This is a genomic window from Kluyvera georgiana, from assembly GCF_050990895.1.
Taxonomy (GTDB): domain Bacteria; phylum Pseudomonadota; class Gammaproteobacteria; order Enterobacterales; family Enterobacteriaceae; genus Kluyvera; species Kluyvera georgiana.
Genome location: NZ_CP158865.1, coordinates 3,337,456 through 3,359,477, shown reverse-complemented (window position 1 = coordinate 3,359,477; position 22,022 = coordinate 3,337,456). Strand labels below are relative to the sequence as shown.

Below are 22,022 nucleotides of genomic sequence, written 5' to 3'. Positions count from 1 at the left end.
TTAAACACCTTTATAGTTGTGCGTTCCGTTATAGTTAATCCGTCCGTTATAAGTCAGTGTGTTTCGGTGTGAGACAAATTGAATTTTTCCGAAATAGCTGAAGACGGATTCAACCTGCTGCTTAAAGTCAGGGAGGATAAGAGAGGTCATATTCATACCTGCAACAGCATTCTCGCTGCTGAGCATCTCTAACGTGGCAAGCGGGTCAATGGATACGCGATACAGTTCCAGCAATACAGGGGTTGACTCCTCCGCAATATTTATCCCGTGAAAGCGTAAATAACACTCCTGAGATTTCGCTGAGAAAAACGGTAGCCACTGGTTAAAAAGATGTTCGTATACTACTTTCAGACGACTTTTTCCCGGAGTGGACAGAAACTCAATCGTGCCAAACTGGCGGTCAACAACATAATCTGCATCACGTTCCAGCCCGTTAATACTGACGTTAAAAACCGTGGTATGGGGCAGCGCGATAATATCCCCTTTAACTATCCCGTCAGGTAAGGCGAACTGCTCATTAAATGAAAAAGGTTCATCCACCGGTTGAGCACCCAATAACAGCGCCAGATTTTCAACTGAGAAATTATGCCAGGTTGAACTGATGGAGCCGCTGGCCCCGGTAATGATTCTCTGATTTTGATAGAGCTGCCCGCCCCGTGATGCCTTTGTTATTTGTTGCTCATACGAAAATGCTATTTTCAATGATGAAACATCACCGACCCAACGAAATGCGCGTTTATTATCTCTGGGTGCCAGGAATACCTTACCCTGACCATAATAATAGTTTTCCCTCATAGTCTGATACTCCGTTCAGTGAGTTTCAGGGAGATTATGCCCTCGTTCAAAACGGGACCGTCCGTCGTGAAAATAGTGATATCCATTTCTGCGAGATAAATACCTGCATTCCATTCGCTGGCTGCTGCCGACCCGGTAGAGGAATCCAACAACAGCGCAGAGGCATCTCCTTCCAGCGCCAGCACGGTCAGTGGCCCGCTGGTTTCCGTCCACTGCGCGATGGCCAGCACCGGATGGGTACCGAACGACCACGGCGGCGTCGGCCAGGTGCCTGCTGGCCATTCAATATCATCGGCAGGAATAGAAAGACCGCTGGCCAGCAGGTCGGGTGGGTACCAGGCTGTAATTCCGGCGGCATCGGCAATGGCATGCAGTTCAGGCACCGCACCGGTTTCGGTATCTTCCGGCGTTGCCGTGGCCCAGTCGCTACCATCCACGATGGTCAGGGACAGGGTGACAGTGATCGGGAACGCCTTATAACGCCCTGAAGGGAGTCCCGTCCGGAATGTATAAAGCGACATCAGTCCATCACGGCGGCTCTGCAGCGTCAGAGTATGCACATCAGCACCATCGCCACCGGTGACATAGGGGATCGGAATGCTGGCGTCACTGGTGACCAACGACCAGACCTCGCTACCAGTGCTCTGAGCAATCAGTTTCACCACATACTCTGTACCGGGTTCGGGGCCGATGCTGTTTTCGGTACAGTCAATCAGGCGGTCGGCCTGCAGCAGGCGGTCACGATGGGAGAATGCCAGCGTAAAAGTATCGGAGGTGGCCACGGCCTCAGGGTACAGGACCCCATTCACGCTAATATTCCCGGGCAGATACGGTCTGGCCTGACGCCCGGCCATGGTCAGCGCAGCCACCGGAGCGGCAGATTCTGCCAGCGTTTCCGTGCTGGTCCGGGTGAGCAAACGAGCCTCAACCGTTTCACCGGACAGGTATTCAAGCCCGTCCGAGTCCAGCGCATCCTGATACGCCCAGCACAGATCCCCTGCAAAGTGTCCTGACGGCAGGGAGTCCATGCAACCACGTCCGACGGTGAGAGTGGCTGCAGGAATGTCGACCGCGTCAACACGCATGATTTCATCATTAATCATCAGACCTTCACCAACGGTCGGGAAGATGGCCATGCTGACATGCAGGACGGTATCGAGTCGCCCGACTGGAGCCGTCAGCGTTCCTGATGGTGTCCAGTCACCCTGTCCACGGTCGGCGAACGTCGCTCCCGCTGCGCGGGTCTGCAGCAGATAGTTGATGCTGAGAGAGGTTGGTGCGATGGCCATCACGCCAGGATAGCCGGATTCAGGTTTCAGATAGTTCAGCTCAGCCTCGCTGACGGTCCCGGCCAGAACAGCATAAGGCAGCTCAATCAGCCGCTGGATGGTGACAGGTCGGGCGGATTTATCCGGTGGTGTCCAGCCGCTGTCCTGTTGTCCGGAGCTGTAAGAGGTGGATGGGAGGCCGAAAACATCCTGAACCACAGTCAGCGTCAGGACGCCGGTATCACCTTCCTCTATTTTTCCCACACGCAGCACCATATTGTCGATGTTACGGTCGGGCAACCGGACGCGGAAAACATCACCCGGGCGCAGAATTCCGCCGCGCCGGTCGAACTGGATGACCAGACGGGTCAGTTCAGACTGGGCCGTCTCCAGGTCTCGCTGGGCTACGCGGGCGGCAAGTGAATGTGTGGGGATCGCTTTGTACTCGACCGAACTGCTGTTAAGTCCGGTATTCTGTATCGCCCCGAGGTTCTGCGCCCGGACCTCACCATCGGCATTTGTGACGGGGTCATTCCAGGTCACGACAATTTCATTCGGGTTCGACGTGGTACTGGCGCTGTCATCATCCTGAACGGCAATAATGCCGTTATCGTAGGTGAAGAGCGGCAGGTCATCGACACGGTAATCCCCGCGCAGCAGCTTCAGGGTCAGTTTGCCGGTTTCGAGGTCGGCATACTGCACCGCGCCGACATGATCGAGTACCTGCTGAACGAACGTATCCAGCCCATCCTGACGGTTATAGCGGAAGCACAGGCCAAAACCTTCTTCATACAACGTATCAGCAGCGGCGCGATAACTGTCGAGGTTCAGGTCATCGGCGAGTGTCAGCTGACGTCCCCAGTCGCGATTAGTGGCACATTCCACCAGGATGTGCGCCGGGTTCATAGCATGAATGGCCCGCAGATTGGCAATCTGGTCCGGCAGCAGATCGCTCTCGTCATCCAGTTGGCCCTCGGTATTCTCAAGCATGATTGTAGCTTTCTCCGGGTACCAGACATCACCGTCCCAGCCTTTTGTTGTACGGCGAACGCGGTATAACCACGGTTTGGGGCTGGCGCTGTAGCAACTGACCAGACCACTGAAGAAGGTGGTCACCACGCCACGAAACCCCGGCACCAGTCCCGTCAGCAACTTCAGGAGCGATGCCGGTGGGACCTGATCCGGTTCGCCCATCATGATATCCAGTTGACCCTGTATGCCACCCTCACCACCGGTATCATCGCCGCCGAACAGACCGGGTTTGTCGATGTACACCGAGGTGCTGGATGAAATCTGCCCCGGCGTACCGGCAAAGACCGTCTTTTTATCGGCCATGATCGACACAATTTCGTTAACCGGACCGCGCCCCAGCCCCGCCTGTACATCCCAGGAATAGCGATAGCCAACGGTGACTTTTTTTGAACCTTTACCGCCCATTTATGCTCCCGCTTCTTTCTGAGTCTGTTGCGCCAGTTCGACGATCTGAATCGCCAGCGCGTCGCCGGTTCCGGCCAACTGGTCCGAATCAATCCCGCCGTCACGGATGAACGCCTGCAGGTCGAGGTTATAGCGGGAAAAGAAGGTCCGTAGCCCCCATGCACAGCCGCCACCGGCGCGAATATGCTCCATCGTGATCCACATAGCGCCTCCGTTACTTTTTGATGGCCTGATAGCGATAATTGCCATACCCGAGCACGAACCAGTCAGCAGTCCAGCAGTCACCAAAGAAGACACACTGCGGAGTCCCCTCATCGGGCATGGGCATGTTCCAGTCATCCTCGGTGGCCGCTTCCGGCGTGGAGTTTTTTTGTTTTGGCGCTAATGCGGCATTGATCACATACGATGCAACCAGCACCGCCACGAATTTAGCTACTGCCCACCACATGGCATCTCCCTCTAAAACAGTTTGATAATGGTGTACGGTGACTTGCCCGGCATATGCGGCTGGCCACCATAGTTCAGATAGTTTGAGAATTTGCTGTCGCAGGTGGCAATTGTTCGGTTACAGCCCGGATACAGCGTGACGGACTGCCCGACCTGCAGGCCGGTTGTGCCGCCAAAAAGATGCAACGTATTACCGTCCTGAGCCCGCAGGCCGCGCCGCTCGGTATAGCCATTGCGGTCAAACTCAATGTAACCACCAGAGAACCAGTCACTGGCCAGCCCGGCTGGCAGGCTTGCGGTAATGGAGGAGCCATCAAGGGCGGTGACTGCCACACCGCTGACCGCAAACCGGAGCGGATCAACACGGCAGTTATGGTCGTACAGCGCATACGGGCACTGACGCCCCCAAGTGAGACGGAGTCCAACCCGTGTAAACGTGCTGGCCAGGCTGATGGTGATCAGCTTGCAGTATTCAATCTGCTCACGTTTGACGCTGCTGATTTCCCCGATCCAGACGACACGAAACTCGCCGGAGATATCCGTCGCGTGCCAGCGCATCACCCGCACCCTGACTGCCCGCGAAGGCGGCGTGGCACGAAACAGCAGCGCCACCGGATTGCTGGCCGGAACGGTGATATCCATCCCGTCACCGCTGCCGGAACTGAGGCCGCTGTTGCTGATGGCTTGTGTCTTCCAGGTATGATCGGCAAAGTCGATATCTTTGTCGGCGTTGCTGTAACGCCAGAACAGGCTGTCGCCCAGCCGGAACTCATACAGCGTCAGTGGCTGACCATCAGCCACGGAATATTCAAACTCACTCCAGCTCATCACGAACTCCGGTAAAAGTGGTGGCGGCCCGGGCCACGCCGTCAGCGTCGGTCATATGCTCCCAGGACACGCTGTCGGTATCCTGGCGGGCCAGGGTCATCAGGGAAATGGAAACAATCTGGTGCTGATCGGCGGTAATGGCATTCCCATCAAACACGAGACGTTCTGCACCATTGACCCGGAACACAGCGGTAATTCGGCGATAATGGCGTGAACCATCAGCCAGCAGAATGCAGACATCCCGACGCCCCTGACAAATACCTGGCCCGACAAAACCCACCCCGACAACGTCAACGGAATTGCCGTGAATGCCGGTTGTCGGGGAGAAGTCCAGCATCTGACCTGATACCCATATCGGGCGCTGACGGCCCCGGAGGTACCACAGAAGCTGGCGCAGAGAAGTCTGTGCCGGACGGTTGACAGTGAACCAGTTGTGCGTCTGCCGCCAGAACGGACGACCGGCGGTATCAATCCGGAACGGCACGCTGCTGCCGTTATCGAGCTCACGGATCAGAGGCTGATAGCTCCCGCTGACCGACTCGCCCCAGTCGGTTTCGGACTCAAGCACCGGGTGGCCACGGTACTGTGTGAGCACCGGCAAATCGCTGAAGGTATTGTGCTCTGCGATGCGGAAGCGCACCTGCGCGGTCATCGCGGTATCAGTGAGACGGGACAGCGACGGCGGCTCTGTCAGCACTGCCGGACGCACCGGATACACCAGCGAGCCCGCAGGCCAGTTATCGGTCAGCGGGGAGCCCAACTGCAGGGCATCCCCGGTCATACCGGCAATGGTGGCCATCCGGCTGGTTGCATCAGGGGACTCATCGGTTTTCAGCAACACCGTTCCACCGACGGTAAAGTCACGCCCGGCGGTCGGTATGGAGAGCGCGGTCGCGCCACTGGACACCGCTACCTGCAGCGCGTAAACATCCGGATAAACCGGCATGGCCCAGGTACCCGCGCAGCCCTGCCAGAGCATATGTTCGAAGCGCTGGCGGGCGGTGTCATACAGCATCGCCGTGAACTCAAACGTCCGGCGCGGTGAAAGTCGACGGGAAATCCGCTGCTCAGCGCCGGTGGGCGACTGCAGCACATCGGTCTTCCACTCCAGTGTCTCAGTCACGCCTCGGGACCAATCGGGGTCTGCCAGCCAGGGAAATAACGTCGTCATTTATTCAGCCCCAGCCATTGTTTCAGGGTCGGTACCTGCGCTTTGAGCGACGTGGTGAACTGGCGCTGGCCAGCCAGCGTCTGCGCTCCGGCGGTATAAACCTCGGACGGGTCCAGCACCAGTTGCTGCTGCAGGCTGATAGGCTGCTGCGACGCAGCGGCGGGTGTGGCCATCGCGGTTTCAGGCACGGAGGCCGGGACCGGCATATTCTGCTCGGGGATGCCCGCCAGTCCACCGGTGGCATGGCGAACGCGCGGGAGCCAGCCTTCGACCGCCGCCATACCGTGGCGGTTAAATGCGTGCAGAAAGTCAAGCGCTCCGGGTTGCTGAACCACAGCGGCGCGGGTCACAAACTCCTGGTCGGAGAGCATCGCCGGTATGGAATCTGAGGTGGTGCTGCCGGGGCCGCGAACCTGACCGCCATCAGCCGCAAACACACTGCCAAGAAGACCGCCGATACCACCGCTGCTCCCGATAAGGCTGGAGGTGGCCATCTGCGCCAGCTGTTGTGCCGCCAGCTGCGCCATACTGTTAATGATGGTGAGGGCGAGGTTTTTCACCGCATCACGCAGGTTCATGGTGCCTTTGGCCAGCCCCATCAGAGAGCTTTCGATACCGCTCTGCAGGCCGTCGCGGAATGCCTGAGTCAGCTCATTCCCCGCCTGATTCAGCTTGCCGAGCTCTTCTTCAAGCTGGCGGATCATCTCCCGGATTTTGTCACCGGCTTCACCGGGGGCGGTGGCCATCTCTTTCAGCTGCGGGAGGTAGCCCTTGATTTTGTCGCCAACTTCCTGGTGAAGCTGGACGAGGCGCTGCCGCCCCTGAATTTCATTAAGCAGGCCACCCTGAACCTGCGCCTGAATGCTGGTTTCCTGCTGGGACTGGTACGTGAACAGGTCGTCGAGCTGCTTTTTGAGGTCATCGACGCGGATTTTGGTTTCAGCTACCGGCAACAGCTTATCGAGCCAGTTCAGCCCCTCTGTGTTGCCGCTGGCTTCAAACTCGCGGCGCAGGTCAGATACGCGATTCTGTAGTTCGAGCATTGATGCGCCAGCGGTGTCGCCGGTATCGCGCATGTATTCCAGCTGCAGCTGGAGGTTCTGCCCCTTAAACTCCTGGGCGGTGATGGCGGCGTTGGCTGCTTCCGCCTGGCGACGTTGCTCGGCGGTCAGATTGCGGGTCGCAATCTCCTGGGCGCGGGTCGCTGCGGCACCCTGAGTGCGTTTTGCTGCCTGATCTTCAAGCTGTTTAACGAAGTTTTTATTGGAGGTTTCCTGCTGTTTCGCGAGGGACTGACCTTCCTTTGTCGCCTTATTGGCCGCGTTGGCTGCGTCAATTTTTTTCGCCGTTGCCCGGGCTTCATCCTGCTGGGCTTTAGTCGCACTTGAGAGCGTGCCGTTGCGGATTTCAGCCTCGACGCGGTCCAGCTCGGTGATGGCTTTTTTCTGGTTCAGCGTCTGCAGCAGCTGTTTGTTGTACTGCTCCGCCTTCTGGCCAGATTTATCCAGCGCTTTTGTGTCGGTATCCCACTGACCGCCGGAAAAGTTCTTACCGTCGGTGGAAGTGACGCCACGGGACTGAAGCATGTCCCGACCGCTGGCGCTCTTCCACAACGTTTCATAGTTCTTACGGGTTTCTTCTACCGCGTCGGCTTCTTTTTCAAGCTCGGAGCGGTTGCCTTTCCAGAGTTTCTGGAGTTTCTCGGCTGCAGCAATGCTCTCAGCATCGGTTTGTTTTCGCTTTGCTTCGGCTGCAATGGCTTTTTCTTCAGCTTGTTGCTTTTCCTTCAGTGCAGCCAGATCCTCTTTGTATCGCTTCACTGACTCTTGGTATTCACGAGGCTGCATGGCAACCTCAGTATCACTACCCGCAGCTGCAATTTTGGCTTCTAATTCCTTAATTTTATCTGTCAGTTCGTCAGCCGGAGCATCCAAACCAAGAGCACCACCGGCTTTATCTTTAAACGATTCCCATGCGCCAGTGGCCGCAATTTTTACATTATTCCATGCTCTCGCCGCCCGGTTGAGCTGTTGCTCCATTGTGCGAAGGCGTTCTTCGCTCGCCTTCTTAAATGCCTGAGAGGCTAGCTCAATCGCTTCTTCTTTTCGCCCCTGATCTTCCAGGCTCAGGATTCGCTGATAGGTCTCCAGATCGAGAAAGTGATACTGCTGGTTGGTATTGGCAGCCCACGTGGTTGCACTGTCGCTCATCTTCAGGAAGTTCGACACGACCTGATCCGCCGAGTCGCCTGACAGTTCCGCCATCAATGTCGCAGCCTGGGCCACTGAGGTCAGCGTTTCGCCAGTAAACCGACCACTGCTGACCAGCCCATTCAGGATATCGCGCACCTGACTGTAATTACCGCGCAACTGGCCACCTTGCTGCGCCATCTGTTCAAGTTCGCCGGAGGTCACACCGGCATAGTTGCCGGTTTTCTGGATCGAGCGATTGAATTCATCCTGGTCATTCATCGCCGAAACAGCTGCAATGCCCGCAGCAGCAACAATACCAACCAGCCCTCCCATCGCTAAACGGGCAGGAGTGATGATGCTCAGAAGTGCTTTAAAGGTGTTGCCCACGCCGCCAAATGAGTCCTTGATTTGCCCGCCTTGCTGAATGGCCACGAGCCAGACCGGCATTCCACTGGCCAGCGAGGTGACGACGTCTGTTATCTGCATCGGCAGGTATCGCATGGCCTGAGCATACTGACCGGCGCTGATACCGCCTTTACTCATGGCGGCATTCTGGTCGGTAATCTTCTGGATAAACGGTGCAGCTTCTGCCGAAATGCCGAGCTGTGCCGCTTTATACTGCAGCAGTTCGGCGGTGGTCAGGTTCATGGTCTCGGCCTGCTCGCGCAGCCGGTTGATGAACTGTTCTTTGGTGGCTGAAGCCTGCGCTTCAGCCTGTGCGGCTTCCCGGGCAGCAGCCGCTTCCTTGCGCCCGGCATCGGTCGCGGCATGAGCGGATTTTTCCACCTGCAGGCGCAGTTCGTTCAGGCGTGAGGAGTACTGCTCGAAATCATCATCGCCGACGAGACCCGCGCCACGGAATGTGCTCAGCTGTTCCTGCATATCATCCAGTCGGCCATAGGCAGCGACCACCGGATCGATACGGTTGACCAGAGCGGTCAGCGCAGCACGCTGGGCATCAATATCTGCCGTGGTGCCGTCCATACCATTCCGGAGCGAGCCCACCTCAGCCCGGGTACGGGCGATAGCGGCCTGATAACCGGCGTAATCTGTCGCCGCCTGCTGGGCCACATCGCCGGTCTGTGACGCAGCGGCGGCGGCACTCTGTTCTGCCTGAGCGTGGCTACGGGCTGATTCGGCGACGCTATCCTGCGCCCGGGCGGTGTTACTGAGTTTCTGCGAGCTGGTTGTTGCTGCAGAGCCAACGTCTTCCACATCTCCGGCCAGCCCCTGCAGGGCACGGCTGGCGTCCGCGAGGTCGGCGCGGATTTTCAGCATTAAATTGAGGGTGGAGTTATCGGCCATGACGCACCTGTATATAAAGGAAGAAAAAGCCCCGATCAGGATTTCAGGGCATTCACCCGCTGAGTGGCGGTATTGCCACCGGCAAATGCGGCATTGACGTCAAATACCCGGTCAATGCACGCCTGCCGGTGTTGCCGTAGCGCTTCGCTGTAATACAGCGTCAGCTGGCGGAGGGTATAGGTTCCGAGCCTGCCCGGGTCGTGTCCGGCCCGGATGAGGGTTGCGAAGATGCTGCCGAAGCCGACAATTTCGCCCGTGTTGCCCTGATGGTTTCCAGCCGGACGACAGCGTTCATAAAAAAACGGCGGTTCTGGGTCCACCACCAGTCAATCAGGCGCTGGCCCTCACCGGCGGGCAGCAGCGCCACCCACTGAACGGGCTGGTCCACAGAACAGGCGATGAGTTCAGGGATATCACCGGCGTGCTTTCGCAGCACAGCTTCAATCTCTTCAATCAGGGGCCACGGTGTCTGCATGACCTCCGCCAGACTGTGGGTGAGCGCATCCAGTTTGTCGCCCAGCTGCAGCATATCCACCAGAGTGTATTCGCGGATAACCAGCCCCCGGCCCGCAATGGTGATATTGCGGGTCGAGAGCAGCACGCTCAGCTCGTCTTCGGTATCGGCGGGTTTTTGCTTGCTCATGCGACAGGCTCCGCAACATCAATGACGCGGCCAAAGCGACCGATGGTCGGGTCGTCCGGGCGGGCATTGTCGTACAGCACGGTGGAGGTGGTCTCCAGCCCGGCCAGCGAGGTGTCGCCCTGAATCAGCGTCAGCGCTGAGGCCGGGGAGAAGGAGATTTTGTAAAGCTCCAGAATCTTCGCCGCACCGCCTTCGGCAAGGTTGATCCCCTCGAAACGCAGGTAAAAATCTTCCGGCTGCTGCGTGAACAGCGTGGTGTTGACCGAACCTGCATACTTATAATTCACGGACGGAGCCGTTGACTGAGCGGTCAGGAAGGTGATCGACCCGTAGGTGTAATCCACTTCGTAGTCGGTCCCTTCCACCAGAGTACCGATAACCACGTCACTGACGCGCTGATGGTCCAGAATGTAGCGTTCACCCGCCACAATGCCTGCCGGAAGAAGTTCGCCGGTGATGGTGCCTGCGGGGATCACAACCTGCTCACCGTACAGCACCACGGCCAGATTCTCCGGGGCCAGATCGTGCCAGGTTGACGTCAGCGTACCGTCCTGGTTGGTGACAAAGCTGCGCACCGTGCCCCGGCGTCCGGAATAACTCTCTTTGTGGTTAAGACGCTCAACCGTCAGCGCCAGCGATAAGGCCGACACATCGCCAACCCAGCGGAATGCACCGGGCTTCCCGTTAGCCAGACGACGGGCCAGAAACACTTTCCCCTGGCCGTAGTAGTAGGTTTCAAGCTGTGCCATTGTCTTCCGGCTCCTGTTGTTTGCTTTTGACACGGTTGCCCTGAGTGTCGCTGACGACCGGAGTGGCAACCACGATAAGTTGATGGTCCCGGAGCCAGACTTCTTCGGCTTCGGTCACGGTGATGGTTTCACCGGCTGCAAAACGCTTACCCTGATGGGTATGCGGCTGCAGGAGTTTTACGTCGGGCATCGTCTGCCTCCGATAACATGATTGACCTGGAAGGTATCCATCCAGAGCAGGGTGCCGCCGTCATAGTCCAGAATGTCGCCCTTGAGCCACTGGATACCGGTGGTCGCGAGCTTGCCAGGTATCCAGCCAATCAACTGGTCGCGTATCTGGCCGACCAGCGGGCTGATTTCATGGGTCAGACCATCAGCCCCCTGACCATAGTTGCGCACGGCAACGGCCACACCGAAGACCGCCTCAGCAACCTGCGCCCGGCTCCCGTTCCCCGGAACACCGCGCTCAGGTCCCATCAGCACATACGCCCCGGGGACCGCAAAACCGGATAACTCCGTCACCTGGCTGTATTCGACGATGGTGCCGAGGAAGCTCAGCGGGGACGGCGTCAGTGGCTGCAGGCGCTCGACGATCAGACTGATGGAAAACGGTTCGCTGCTCATTTTCCGTAATCCCTCAGTGAGTCCATGCTGAACGTGCGACCGGGGCCATCCACCATCGGCGGACCGCCAGCGGGTTTCTGCGTATCGGTCGCGCCGAGGCTGAATTTGCCGTTGGCCAGCTGCTCCATCAACTTCATCGCATCGCGGTAATCACGGACAATCGGGTCTGTCCGTTCATCAGAAATACGATGCTGATGCAGCTTGTAGCGCACAACGGAGCGGCCCCAGCTGCTCAGGATCGGATGGACCTTCACCAGTGGCAGGGTGTAACCGCGCTGGCGGAGATAACCGTCAATCAGGTTCTGGGCTTCTTCCACCGCACCGCCAATGCGCTCCACCACCTCAAGGGCCACCGCCACTTCAGCAGGAGGCCATGACGTGGTCTCTTCCCCACGCAACACTGCATCCAGCAGCTCCGGTCGGGCCGGAGGCTTGCCCGGAAGCTGAGTCACCTGAGACAGTTCGACCGCACCTGGGCGGTCAGCCAGTTCAGCAAGGGATATATACCAGGTCACGGCCATCACTCGCCTCCGCTTATGCCGATACGGCATTCTGGAAGAAGTAGCCACAGTCCTGAGCCACAATCAGCTCGCGCACGGACTCACCGACACGGACGCGCTGGCCACCGCGCATCCCCATGTCCGGATCAGGAATGGAGCCGGAGACACGGGAGCCAAACTGCGCGGTAAAGCCGAAGGTCACGCCACCCTGGGTATCGGCCAGCAGATTACGGTAGATAAAGGCGGCATGGTTGGCCCAGGCACGCACCAGCACCGGCTTCTGGCCCGGTCGGGCGATATTGACGAACGCCGAGCCGACGACGATTTCGTCGAGTTCCAGCAGGCCGCGAAGGAAGTCCAGCGGTACCAGGCCATCTTCACCCAGTGTGCCGTTATAGGCTTTCACGACCGACGGGTTCTGACGCAGGGCTGTTGCCGTAGAGCGTCCCAGTACTGCCACGTTCGGGCGCATGATCATCTTGTCGAGCGCAGTGACAATTTTCTTAATCGGTTTGCTCGCGTCGTTGTCCCACTGGTCAGCAGCAGCCAGGTTTTCTTTATTACCCACAGGGTAACTGGCCGCGTTAAACACCTCTTTACTGGTGCGAACTTCGCGGTCGAGCATGATGATATCGGACACGCGCTCAGTCGCACGGCCCAGCGGATCGTAATTGGCAGGAGCATTGTCAATATCGGACTGCGGAACCGGTGCATCAAGGGCGTAATCGTTGGTCGAGGAGGTCTCATCCTCTGCATCAAACTCAATCTGATTGGGTTGTGACGTCCGTCCGACAGTGGTGGTCGGTACGGTGAAGCCCTGACCGAGATCGAACTTCCACCATTTAAACTCGGCTTTCCCCACCGGCACGCGCGGTAACACGCTGTCGGCAATCAGGGAGAGGTTACGGTACCCGATGGCAATCGCCGTCAGGTGGGGGTCAATCGGAAACGGTGCTTTGGCCATTCTGAATTACTCCGGAAAAATAAGATGAAAAATTCTGTTTGTTACCCCTGGTGCTGCTGTCAACCGCCTCCGGCTGCAGCAGCGGCCAGTTGACCCGGAGCAATCCAGACAGAGCCGAGATCATCTTCGGCACCGTCATACTCCGCAAAGCCGAGATAGAACTGACCCGCAGTGGCCGGAATTGCACGACCGTCAGCATCAGCCGTCAGCGGGTCACCGGCGACAACATCACCACCATAGATAACCGGCGTCAGCTGGCTGCGAACCACATCAGCGGGTTCCCCGACGCTGGCAGCAACGAGGGTGGTGACACCGATAATCAGCTTGCTGCCATCGACGGCCAGAGTGATTTCGTCCGGCACCGTGCCATGCGTGACCATACGACGCGCAGCCAGTGCCACTTCTGCCTTATGGCAGGTGATCAGACCCGGAATATTCATTGCTGGGCTCCTTTCTTCACGTGGTTAACCGCGTCCGTCATGGAGATGGTGCGACCCTGTTTAGCCTGCTCTGCCTGATAGTTCTGGGCGGCAGTGGCCAGCGCGGAGGCATCGGCGAAATCAAGAGCATCTTTATTTGCAGGCGGGGTTTTCTCGCTGAAGTCCATTACTTTGGGCTTCTCGCTCAGCACATCGCGCAGCAACTCTTCCGGCGTTTTGTTCACAGTGGCATCACCATCGGCAAAAGACAGCGGTGTGGTATCAAGGCTGAGCAGTACCTCAACCACCATGTTCTTCTGGCGTGGCAGGATAGATCCGGCTTTAACCAGCCCGTCTGCATAGCTGACAACCGCATCGCGGCGCACCTTCGCATCGCGCAGTTTTGCGGTTTCTTCATCCCTGCGTAGTTTCTCTTCACGCTCTGCCAGCGCTGTTTCACGCCGGGCGAGCTCCACCGCCGTAACGGTGGGCGTTTTGTTCGGGTCCACATTGGTCTCCTCGGCATATGCCAGTGGTGAGATTGACTTACGTTCATCTGTGGCCGAGTCCAGAATCGACTGGATACGCCACTGAGGAATGATGGAATCGGCCTGCTCAATAGTTGTTTCCTGAATCACCCAGTCGCGAATCGACTGAAACAGGCTGGCCAGATTGTCGGCTTCCCACGGCAACGCGAACTCCAGCGGGCCGTTATCGCCGCTGACCTCGGCGAACTGCGCATCAGGGAGCCCTTTGACGCCAGGAGGGACGGCCCCCAGAAAACCCACATGGCGGGCATAGAAATGACCGGGTTTCGGGTTGCCGGGGCTGTCAGGCTGATAAATAGAGAGGGAGCGTTTTTTGTAGCTGCCCGCGTTGAAGGCTTCCGCAAAGGCCGGATTCACCTGACGCGGCGCGGCATAGACGATGCCGTCACGGTACTCAAGGCGTTCCGCCCAGCCATACGCCGGAGCGGTCAGGCTCGGATGCCCGATGACAAACGGTGCTTCCGATACTGAAGGGTCGTAGCTGTTGGCCAGATCAATGCAGTCTTCAGGGGTGAACGTGATGGTCCGTCCATCCATCGCGGTGTGGGTGCCGGGGGCAAAAACCGCAAGTGTTGCTTTAGCTGTGCTCGTCATCATGGCTGTCGTCATTCTGGTTGTCAGGGGTTATGGCGACATCATGACGAAACGTGCTCAGGGGGTAATCTGCCCACGGACAGATAAAAACGGGACGGAAGGTATAACTGAGGGCCAGCGCGGAGGAGGAAAAGGGCCGGGAACCGTATTAAAACGTATTATAATACGGGTCGCCAGCGTGGATTGCGTCATCGTAGCCAGGCGACCACCAGAACGCGTTACAGGGCGTCTGACGGCAATATCAGGTAAACGCCCCCTGCAGGTAGTTTTTCGCCATATCGATAAGGGTTTCCCCTTCCGCTTTTGACACACCCAGCCACTTTCTGGCGGGGATCGTGATTTTGTAGGCCGGAATAGTGTGCCACTGTGAGTAGTTTGATTTCGACTTACGTACGAACTGACTGGCAACCTTGCCGTTTTTCTTTTGCTGGTAATACGCCTGCTGACTGCGGGCGGCGATTTCGATGGTACCGCCAAACTGGTGAATGGCGCCATAGGCCCGGTTCGTACCGAACAGCAGTTCATCAGCATTCACCTGCCAGCGAAGGGTGTTACGCAGATAACCGTCGCGGGTCAGGATTTTGTCCCTGTTTTTTCGCTTACGGCTCTGGTACCGGGCCGACAGTTCCTGCCACGGCACGCCCTCCGGCGATGTCTGCTCCGTGAAACGTTGCTGGTGAAACTCCAGCAGGCGCTCTCCCATTGAACGCAGCAGCGGTGCCGGGCGCATCATTTCGGTCCGGGCATCCCAGAGTCGGCTCAGCGCCTCCTGAGCATCAAACGTCAGCGTCACACCCGACATCGTCAGTCCTCCCACGACCACAGGCTGATACCCTGTCGCAGCGACTGCAGCAGCGTATCGTCAGTTGAAATATTCCCGGCCCAGCCATCGCGCCCGGTCGCGAACACCACCGACAGTGGGGCCGCTTCACCTTCCTGCTGCAGGCGTGTCAGGTAATAGCGCCGGACCAGCGACTGCTGCTCTTCCGGTAACCAGACGATCTGCGCCCATATTTCATCGGGATGACGGATGGCCTCTGCCAGTTGCAGTGCCTGCGCCAGTGTCAGGGATATCTGGCCCTGACCCTCCGGTGACGCGAACATGTCGCTGCCAATGGCAATGCGCTGGCCTGTCGGGTCCCGGAATGCTGCATCACGATCAGCGGTCGCGCCGAACAGCTGCAGGAAGGCATCCACCGCATCAGTATCACCTTCAGGCACCGGAGCCGCTCGCGGTGCAGACAACGATGCTGGTGTGGACGGGGTTTCTGCCACCGGGGTGAACGGTCCGTCGCCGACCGGGTTACTGCTCCGGGGTGGGGGCACATCGCTGAAATACCGGCTGCGGCCCGGGGTATGCTCAAACCCCGGGTCAATCCCCTCCGGCACAATAACAGTCCTCGGGCCACCCGGGCTGCGCTGACCAATTTCGCGGGTAATGAATTTAATCGGGGGCGCAGTATCCGGGCCATCTTTGCCCATGCGTCGCAGGTCGTCTTCGGTGCGGGCAATCACACTGCACTGACAGCCCCAGGCATTGATCGGGAAATGGTAAATCCACCACGGATCATCCGCCCGCAGCACCATACCGTTCCAGCCCAGATGCTCCTGGCGGGGATGCTCCACTGCATCGCTGTGGACATACTCCCAGTACGGATGGGTGTCGCGCATGTCCATCAGCTGCTGGTAGCGCCCGGCCATGTAAGCGCTGCGCAGGTTCGTTTCGTAAATGGTGCGTGAGCGCCACTCAAAGCCGCCGTTATAACTCCAGCCATAACGGGCAACGATGGCCGCAAAGTCCTTGCGGAAGGTTTCCAGCGTACCACCGTCAAGACTTTTCTCGACTGCGGTACGCAGGTCTGCCAGCAGGGCATCGCGGTTAGCTCCGGCAACCATAAATTCATTGTCATGCGCGGAGCCATAGACGTCTGTCCAGGCATCGGTCTTCGTACTGAACTTGCGACGGAAGAAGGCGATCTGCTCGCTGAACGGCAGCGAGCCATAGCTGACGTTACCGGCCATTCATTTCCTCCAGCAGATCGTTACGTCCTGCCAGGGCAGCGGCGGACATGGCTTCGCCCAGAATACGGGCATAGTCATCAAGCGACATATCGGGTATCAGCGCCGTCAGGCCGTCACGCAGCTCGTCGGCGGTCTCCGCTGAGTCGACCAGCGCTTTTATCTGATTGATCCAGCCGTCCATGACCGGCCGCAGTTCGGTATTAAGGCGACCGGCCATCAGTGTGGACGTGTCGTTATGGTACAGGTCATGCTCCGCGAATGACGACGGCGCAGCGCCCCGGGGAACGGATACCGGTTCAGGCTTCTGCTCCCACTCGCCACCATAGGTCTCTTTAATGGTGGCCAGCGTCGGACGATAGCCGGTGGTCTCGCTGATGGTTTTGTCGCGCTCAGCCCGGTCTTTCAGGTCTTCCGCCTCTTCAAAGACGCGGGACACCAACGGCACTGCGGCATCGGGGAAGTTAAACTCGGTAAACCATTTCCCCGGGCCACGGTTCCATGACTCGCAGATAATATCGGCATCAGCCTTGACGATGGAATCCAGCACTTTGTCCTGCAGGGACTCATTACCGCCGATACCTTTTGCCGCACCACCTGAGCTGGATATCTGACCCACCGTCACGCGGCGGATGGCCTCATTCATCGCGTTGTACATCGCCTGGTAATCAGCCGCACCGGAACGGGCTGCTGACATCAGTTCGACGCTCATCCCCTCGGGCATAATGACGCCGCTGTCGGTCGAAATGGCCCGGGTCAGCGCCAGCAGGTTACGTTTCTGCTCCGGCGTGGCCCCTTCGGGGTGTTTCCCTGCGACGGTTGGCATTCCGAACTTGTCCAGGAAAATCAGCCAGAACTTGATATCGTTGCGCTTGAAGAACGTCGGCCAGTACAGCCAGTGCGCCAGCCCCAGACCGTAGGGTTCATCATCGTGATCTGCGCCGGTGGAAAATGACCAGAAGTACGGCCCCTCGCAGGGCTCACCAGCCATCATGTTCTGTGGGGTCAGCAGGCGCAGTTCGCCTTTCGGGCTGAAACGGAAGCGGCGACGGTCACGGACCTTAATGTCGTCAATCCACAGTAAATTATCCCGGACACCATAAATCAGCTCTGAAACCGCATAGCCATAGAACACCCCATAGTGCATCAGACGGGTGATGCGGTCGAAGCCCAGCGCGTCTATCTGCTGGCGCATGGCGTCTGCCGCCTCGATATCCACCGGGCGTTCGCCTCCGGCCTCGACCTTAATCTCACGGGATATCAGCGCATCCTGCCGCTGGCTGAAGGCCGACTTGACCTCGTCGTCACTCAGTACCTCGCGGTAAATCTTCAGGTCAGGTGCGCCGCGATGCTGCAGAACGCTGTCATCGGCTAGTGCCAGCGCACCAATCCACGGGCGGGTGATATCGCGCCCGTCACCGGTCGAGGCAAACTCGCGCCCCAGTTCAGGACGCGGTGTGGATGAGGCTTTTGATGGCATTTGTCTTTTTTGTTTTTTGCGACTCACAGGAATCCTCCAAAGTCATTAATGCCACGCACGGTACCGAATCCGGTGTCAGTGAATTCACCGGCGCTGCTGCTGTCGCCGAAGCCTGACAGCACGCGGAAAATATCGCGCTCACCGGTGGACTCAAATGCTATCTCAGTGGCCAGATTCAGGGCGGCATAGTTCGCCAGGCAACCGGCAATGGCCGTATCGCCGTGACGCACCAGTTCGGGGTCTTTGAGGTCTTTTTTCTCCAGACTGGCCACCATTGGCACGCCATCGATGTTTTCCACGGCCCGCAGGTCCTGTGCGGTGTTCTCATCGCGTGGCAGGATGATCATGCTGTCCTCAAACAGGCCGGTGAATTTCGGCATCCAGAAGCCATACCACTTGCGGTTCAGGGTAATTTCGGCGATACGCGGGCGACCATAGCGGTCGGCGGTATACTCGGCCAGTACCATACCCGGTCCGGTTGCATCCATCGCACCGCCTGACTGGCGGGGAAGATGCTCGATAAGCCAGAATAAAATCTGCTGCTGCAGCGCTGAGGGCACGTTGTTCAGCTCAAGCAGGAACGGGATATCGCGGCACAGGTTCTGCATGATGGCCATCGGTACGATGGAGGAAAAGTGACGGTGGCGGGCGAAGTCCATACCAAACACGTGACGCAGCTCCGGGTTCAGGGTCTCTGCCATCATCGGGCGCAGCTCCCTGTCAATCCAGTCATTACCCCATGAGACCCGCTCTGCCTCGGTCATATGGATAAAGTCATCATCAAGCGCAAGACGTATGACTGGCCGTTCCTCCGGCATGGCCCGCTCGATCCAGACACCGGGAATACAGATACCGTTACCGTCACGCGGGATGGCGTCCAGCTCCTCACGCATCGCCGCTTTACGCGGACCATAGGCGTTACGGATGCGGTTATACCAGGTCTTTTTCCCCTCGACGGTTGCCGCTTCGCCTTTCATGGCGCAGACCCGCTCAAACAGGCCATTGGCGACAGCATCATCAAAGGTCACGGTAAATACGGCGGCGTCATCGCCATACCGGCCCGCTTCAATATCGTTACAGAACTGGCAGAACGGGTTGTTCTTGCCGTTATGGGAACTGATGATAACGATACGCCCGCCCCAGATAAGCAACGCGGTGGCTGCATCCAGTACGCCCTGCACATCCTGGTGGAATGCCGCTTCGTCGATAACCACCACGCCCTGTAGACCACGGATGTTGGCTGGTCGGGAAGAGAGCGCTGCTACCTGAAATCCGCTGGCGAACCGTACGCGGTAGGCCGCAATCATCCGGGTATTACCCTGTTCGTCCTGGTCTTCGAAAAGGAACTCTTCAATCGCTGAGACATCCTGCGCCTGCTGGGCTGCGATGACGCGGGCGAACTTGGCCACGTAGCCAATGAACTCCAGCCCTTTCTCTTTGGTATCACCAATGTAGTAGACGTTGTCGCCGCCAGCGACTTTCTGCGCCCCGGCTATCAGGGTTGAGTTAAGCCCCCAGGCAAAGGTGATGCCGGTACGACGGCCTTTCGGGATAGCCAGAATAGAGACGTCATACTTAAGGCATTCGACCTGGTGGGCCATCAGCACGCCGTCGGCAAACGGGTTGAAGCCGAACGGGATTTCCCGGGCCCGCGCCGGAAGCTCATCCCATTCAACGGTGCGGATAGTGGACGCTAATGGTTTCATCACTTGATCCCCAGCACGCGCTCACGCCAGAACTGCACCTGGTCTTCGCTTAACCCCTGCGCTCTGGCCGTCTCTTTCAGATTCTCTTCCTGCTCGCGCAGCAGCCGCTCACGGGCGGCACGCTCAATCTCGCGGCGCTCATCGAGGCTGGCCTTACGCGACTGCAGGACGTCTTTTGCTGCCCTGGCAAGGTGGCGCACAGTGTCGATATCCGGATCTTCTTCCTGTTGGGCGGTAAAGGCGGCATGGGTGGTAAGCGTGGTGACGGCCTGAACCATCAGGGCACCGGCGCGTTCGTCGGGATTCTCACCCAGCTCACTGACCAGCAGGCGGGCCATCTGGTCCTGCTCGCGCATGCGACTGACCATTTCGCCAAACGTCTGCTTATAACGACCCAGCGCACTGCGGCTGGGTGCATCCTCGCCCGGGAAGTGCTCGTGAATGTCGGCCAGCAGCTCATCCAGCGTCATGCGGTCTTCCCGCAGACGGCGCTCGATATGGGCGCGGACGTCAGGCTCCAGACGGTGAATCGTGGACTTTCTTCCCATATCAGCCCCCCGCGCCAGGACGCTTCACGCCAGGCACAATAGCCCGACCCGCTGCCACATCAGCGCCGCGTTCGGTCAGACGGGCAACCAGCACCGTCCCGATATCTTCAACCGTCACCAGACCCTGCTCTTCAAGCCAGCGCAGCTCTGATTTAATCTGATCGCGGCTGGGGGCGTGGCCATAGCGGGTCAGTGCCTGGTAAATGACGGAACTATTGGAGCTGTAGCTCGGCATTTCTGATAAAAAACGCAGCATGACGAGGCGCTGGTCCTCACGCAAAAAACGGGCAAAGTTCATGGGTCCTCCGTTATTTCTTCTGCAGCAGATAGGCTTCGATATTCTCAGTACGACGATAGGTGGCCGCTATCTGCTCCTGCATCCCGTGCATCTGGGCTTCAGTTCGGCTCAGTTTTGCGATGAGTTCGGTGATTTGCGACTGCGTTGGCACCGATTTAATCTGCGCCTCAACGGTGGTGATGCGGGTGCGCAGCTCCAGCAATTCCTTCTGACTGGCGGACTGGCGACCAATCAGCCAGGTATAGACACCGACCACCGCCATCACTGCCCATTGCAAAAATGCCCAGTCGAATCTCAGTTCATTTATTCCCACAGTTACCCTCCTGGGCACACTTGATGACTTCAACCAGCTGACCGGCGCACAGGCCGTACTGGTCATATAATTGCTTCTGAGCCACCGCGAGATCGTCCATGCTGCTACTTGCCGGAAACACCGGTCGAGGGCATGGTACGGTCATCCTCGCGGGTAAGACCCGAGGAAGCGGCTGTTGCTGCTCTCTCACGGGCTCCGGCGAGTTCCTGCATGACGTCAGCATCAAACCCGCAACCAGCACGACTGGCAGCGTTCTTTTTGAGAGCCTCACGAATGGCCTCCGTGGATTTTTCATCCGCCTGCTGGCGGGCGTTAATTTGCTGTGCCAGTAAGCTGCTGGCCTGATTCGCCTGCGCAGTCAGTTGCCTGGCCCCGTCGATAAACTGATTCAGGGAGTCGGCGGCCTGCTGAGTCTTCTGATTCGCAACCTCAAGTCGCACATCCGCTTCCCCGCGCTCGTATCCCTGATGCCAGATAAACCAGACCGATCCCAGTATCAGCGCTGCCCACAACAGATAACGGGCGATCACTTTCACCCACTCAGTCGACGTCATGGCACTCTCCTGGTCCCCAGCCCGCCGCCAGATAGCGCGGTTGCCAGGTGTAGATGATTTTCAGGGGATAGCCCCGGTTCTCGCGAAAGTTGGCAGCGCTGCGGCCCGCATTCACCTTTTCGACCTGGTTCCAGTAACGACTGGCATCCAGCCCGCGACTGGTGGCCAGCTTCCGGTCTTTCTGGACCCAGCCCAGACCGCCGTTATAGGCCGACAGCACAAAAGCCATGCGGTCACAGTCGCTGGCGGTACCGGTGATACGTTGCCAGTGCCAGCGGTTGTACTGCACCAGCGCCCGCATGGCCCACGACGGGTTGTAAGGCTGATGGTCTTTCAACTGATCGGGGTAAATACCGGCAATCCAGCTGGCGGTGGCAGGCATAAACTGTGCCAGCCCCTGCGCTCCGACCGGAGAACGGGCGCGGGCATTCCACTGGGATTCCTGATGGATTTGGGCGGCGAAGGTGGATACCGGAGCGTTGAGCCCCCAGACAGCGCGGGCATTGCGGGTCAGCTCGCGCTGATATTGCCGGGCCTCAACCGGAATGCTGGCCGCAAAGACCGGGTGACAACCACTCAGCAGGCAAAGCAGGATGAGAGACAGCGCGAGTCGGATCATC

General features: G+C 58.4%; 25 protein-coding genes. All 25 read right to left on the bottom strand.

The genetic code is table 11. The features are described 5' to 3' along the window. On the bottom strand, positions 1–795 hold the full coding sequence (locus ABTW00_RS16035) for a hypothetical protein (RefSeq protein WP_151224945.1): 795 nt from the start codon (positions 793–795) through the stop codon (positions 1–3). After that, the gene (locus tag ABTW00_RS16030) at positions 792–3,500 is read right to left on the bottom strand and encodes a phage tail protein (protein ID WP_414438255.1); all 2,709 of its coding nucleotides are present in this window, start codon (positions 3,498–3,500) and stop codon (positions 792–794) included. Before ABTW00_RS16030 ends, ABTW00_RS16035 begins: the two co-directional genes overlap by 4 nt. After that, positions 3,501–3,704: a hypothetical protein gene (locus ABTW00_RS16025; protein WP_016808567.1), complete on the bottom strand. Its 204-nt coding sequence runs from the start codon at positions 3,702–3,704 to the stop codon at positions 3,501–3,503. Between the two features lie 10 nt (positions 3,705–3,714). Further along, the gene (locus ABTW00_RS16020) at positions 3,715–3,948 is read right to left on the bottom strand and encodes a hypothetical protein (protein WP_414438256.1); all 234 of its coding nucleotides are present in this window, start codon (positions 3,946–3,948) and stop codon (positions 3,715–3,717) included. 11 nt (positions 3,949–3,959) lie between these two features. Continuing rightward, positions 3,960–4,775 (bottom strand): phage BR0599 family protein, encoded by an 816-nt coding sequence (locus tag ABTW00_RS16015; protein ID WP_151224944.1) that lies wholly within the window; start codon positions 4,773–4,775, stop codon positions 3,960–3,962. After that, positions 4,762–5,946, bottom strand: coding sequence for a phage tail protein (locus tag ABTW00_RS16010; protein ID WP_151224943.1), 1,185 nt, complete (start codon positions 5,944–5,946; stop codon positions 4,762–4,764). The genes ABTW00_RS16015 and ABTW00_RS16010 overlap by 14 nt, the downstream gene beginning before the upstream one ends. Then, entirely contained in the window at positions 5,943–9,443 is a 3,501-nt protein-coding gene (locus ABTW00_RS16005) for a phage tail length tape measure family protein (RefSeq protein WP_414438257.1), read from the bottom strand. Before ABTW00_RS16005 ends, ABTW00_RS16010 begins: the two co-directional genes overlap by 4 nt. Before the next feature lie 160 nt (positions 9,444–9,603). Beyond that, positions 9,604–10,086: a DUF6631 family protein gene (locus ABTW00_RS16000; protein WP_433636318.1), complete on the bottom strand. Its 483-nt coding sequence runs from the start codon at positions 10,084–10,086 to the stop codon at positions 9,604–9,606. Then, positions 10,083–10,835, bottom strand: coding sequence for a hypothetical protein (locus ABTW00_RS15995; RefSeq protein ID WP_151224941.1), 753 nt, complete (start codon positions 10,833–10,835; stop codon positions 10,083–10,085). Before ABTW00_RS15995 ends, ABTW00_RS16000 begins: the two co-directional genes overlap by 4 nt. Then, positions 10,822–11,025 (bottom strand): DUF7210 family protein, encoded by a 204-nt coding sequence (locus tag ABTW00_RS15990; protein WP_151224940.1) that lies wholly within the window; start codon positions 11,023–11,025, stop codon positions 10,822–10,824. Before ABTW00_RS15990 ends, ABTW00_RS15995 begins: the two co-directional genes overlap by 14 nt. Then, on the bottom strand, positions 11,013–11,459 hold the full coding sequence (locus ABTW00_RS15985; RefSeq protein WP_137963028.1) for a phage tail terminator protein: 447 nt from the start codon (positions 11,457–11,459) through the stop codon (positions 11,013–11,015). Before ABTW00_RS15985 ends, ABTW00_RS15990 begins: the two co-directional genes overlap by 13 nt. Next, positions 11,456–11,980: a gp436 family protein gene (locus tag ABTW00_RS15980; protein ID WP_032742862.1), complete on the bottom strand. Its 525-nt coding sequence runs from the start codon at positions 11,978–11,980 to the stop codon at positions 11,456–11,458. The genes ABTW00_RS15985 and ABTW00_RS15980 overlap by 4 nt, the downstream gene beginning before the upstream one ends. Before the next feature lie 13 nt (positions 11,981–11,993). Continuing rightward, positions 11,994–12,923 carry a phage capsid protein gene (locus ABTW00_RS15975; protein WP_151224939.1) on the bottom strand — a complete coding sequence of 310 codons (930 nt, stop codon included), beginning with the start codon at positions 12,921–12,923 and terminating at the stop codon, positions 11,994–11,996. 59 nt (positions 12,924–12,982) lie between these two features. Next, complete coding sequence (locus tag ABTW00_RS15970) at positions 12,983–13,363, bottom strand: DUF2190 family protein (RefSeq protein WP_016808578.1); 381 nt, start codon at positions 13,361–13,363, stop codon at positions 12,983–12,985. Next, positions 13,360–14,427 (bottom strand): peptidase, encoded by a 1,068-nt coding sequence (locus ABTW00_RS15965; protein ID WP_433636316.1) that lies wholly within the window; start codon positions 14,425–14,427, stop codon positions 13,360–13,362. The genes ABTW00_RS15970 and ABTW00_RS15965 overlap by 4 nt, the downstream gene beginning before the upstream one ends. Positions 14,428–14,725: 298 nt before the next feature. After that, entirely contained in the window at positions 14,726–15,286 is a 561-nt protein-coding gene (locus tag ABTW00_RS15960; RefSeq protein WP_151224938.1) for a phage virion morphogenesis protein, read from the bottom strand. A 2-nt stretch (positions 15,287–15,288) separates the two neighbouring features. Further along, complete coding sequence (locus tag ABTW00_RS15955; protein ID WP_151224937.1) at positions 15,289–16,506, bottom strand: PBECR2 nuclease fold domain-containing protein; 1,218 nt, start codon at positions 16,504–16,506, stop codon at positions 15,289–15,291. Continuing rightward, on the bottom strand, positions 16,496–18,010 hold the full coding sequence (locus tag ABTW00_RS15950) for a DUF935 domain-containing protein (protein ID WP_433636314.1): 1,515 nt from the start codon (positions 18,008–18,010) through the stop codon (positions 16,496–16,498). Before ABTW00_RS15950 ends, ABTW00_RS15955 begins: the two co-directional genes overlap by 11 nt. Continuing rightward, a complete protein-coding gene (locus ABTW00_RS15945) occupies positions 18,007–19,689 on the bottom strand; it encodes a hypothetical protein (RefSeq protein WP_433636312.1) in 1,683 nt (560 codons plus the stop codon). Before ABTW00_RS15945 ends, ABTW00_RS15950 begins: the two co-directional genes overlap by 4 nt. After that, positions 19,689–20,237: a phage protein Gp27 family protein gene (locus tag ABTW00_RS15940; RefSeq protein WP_016808584.1), complete on the bottom strand. Its 549-nt coding sequence runs from the start codon at positions 20,235–20,237 to the stop codon at positions 19,689–19,691. The genes ABTW00_RS15945 and ABTW00_RS15940 overlap by 1 nt, the downstream gene beginning before the upstream one ends. Position 20,238: 1 nt before the next feature. After that, the gene (locus ABTW00_RS15935) at positions 20,239–20,535 is read right to left on the bottom strand and encodes a VpaChn25_0724 family phage protein (RefSeq protein ID WP_151224935.1); all 297 of its coding nucleotides are present in this window, start codon (positions 20,533–20,535) and stop codon (positions 20,239–20,241) included. Positions 20,536–20,545: 10 nt separating this feature from the next. Beyond that, the gene (locus ABTW00_RS15930; protein WP_032742847.1) at positions 20,546–20,848 is read right to left on the bottom strand and encodes a DUF2730 family protein; all 303 of its coding nucleotides are present in this window, start codon (positions 20,846–20,848) and stop codon (positions 20,546–20,548) included. Then, entirely contained in the window at positions 20,835–21,038 is a 204-nt protein-coding gene (locus tag ABTW00_RS15925) for a hypothetical protein (protein WP_419144187.1), read from the bottom strand. Before ABTW00_RS15925 ends, ABTW00_RS15930 begins: the two co-directional genes overlap by 14 nt. Further along, the gene (locus ABTW00_RS15920; protein ID WP_151224934.1) at positions 20,953–21,402 is read right to left on the bottom strand and encodes a hypothetical protein; all 450 of its coding nucleotides are present in this window, start codon (positions 21,400–21,402) and stop codon (positions 20,953–20,955) included. Before ABTW00_RS15920 ends, ABTW00_RS15925 begins: the two co-directional genes overlap by 86 nt. Next, the gene (locus ABTW00_RS15915; RefSeq protein ID WP_151224933.1) at positions 21,389–22,021 is read right to left on the bottom strand and encodes a transglycosylase SLT domain-containing protein; all 633 of its coding nucleotides are present in this window, start codon (positions 22,019–22,021) and stop codon (positions 21,389–21,391) included. The genes ABTW00_RS15920 and ABTW00_RS15915 overlap by 14 nt, the downstream gene beginning before the upstream one ends. Position 22,022 lies beyond the last annotated feature (1 nt).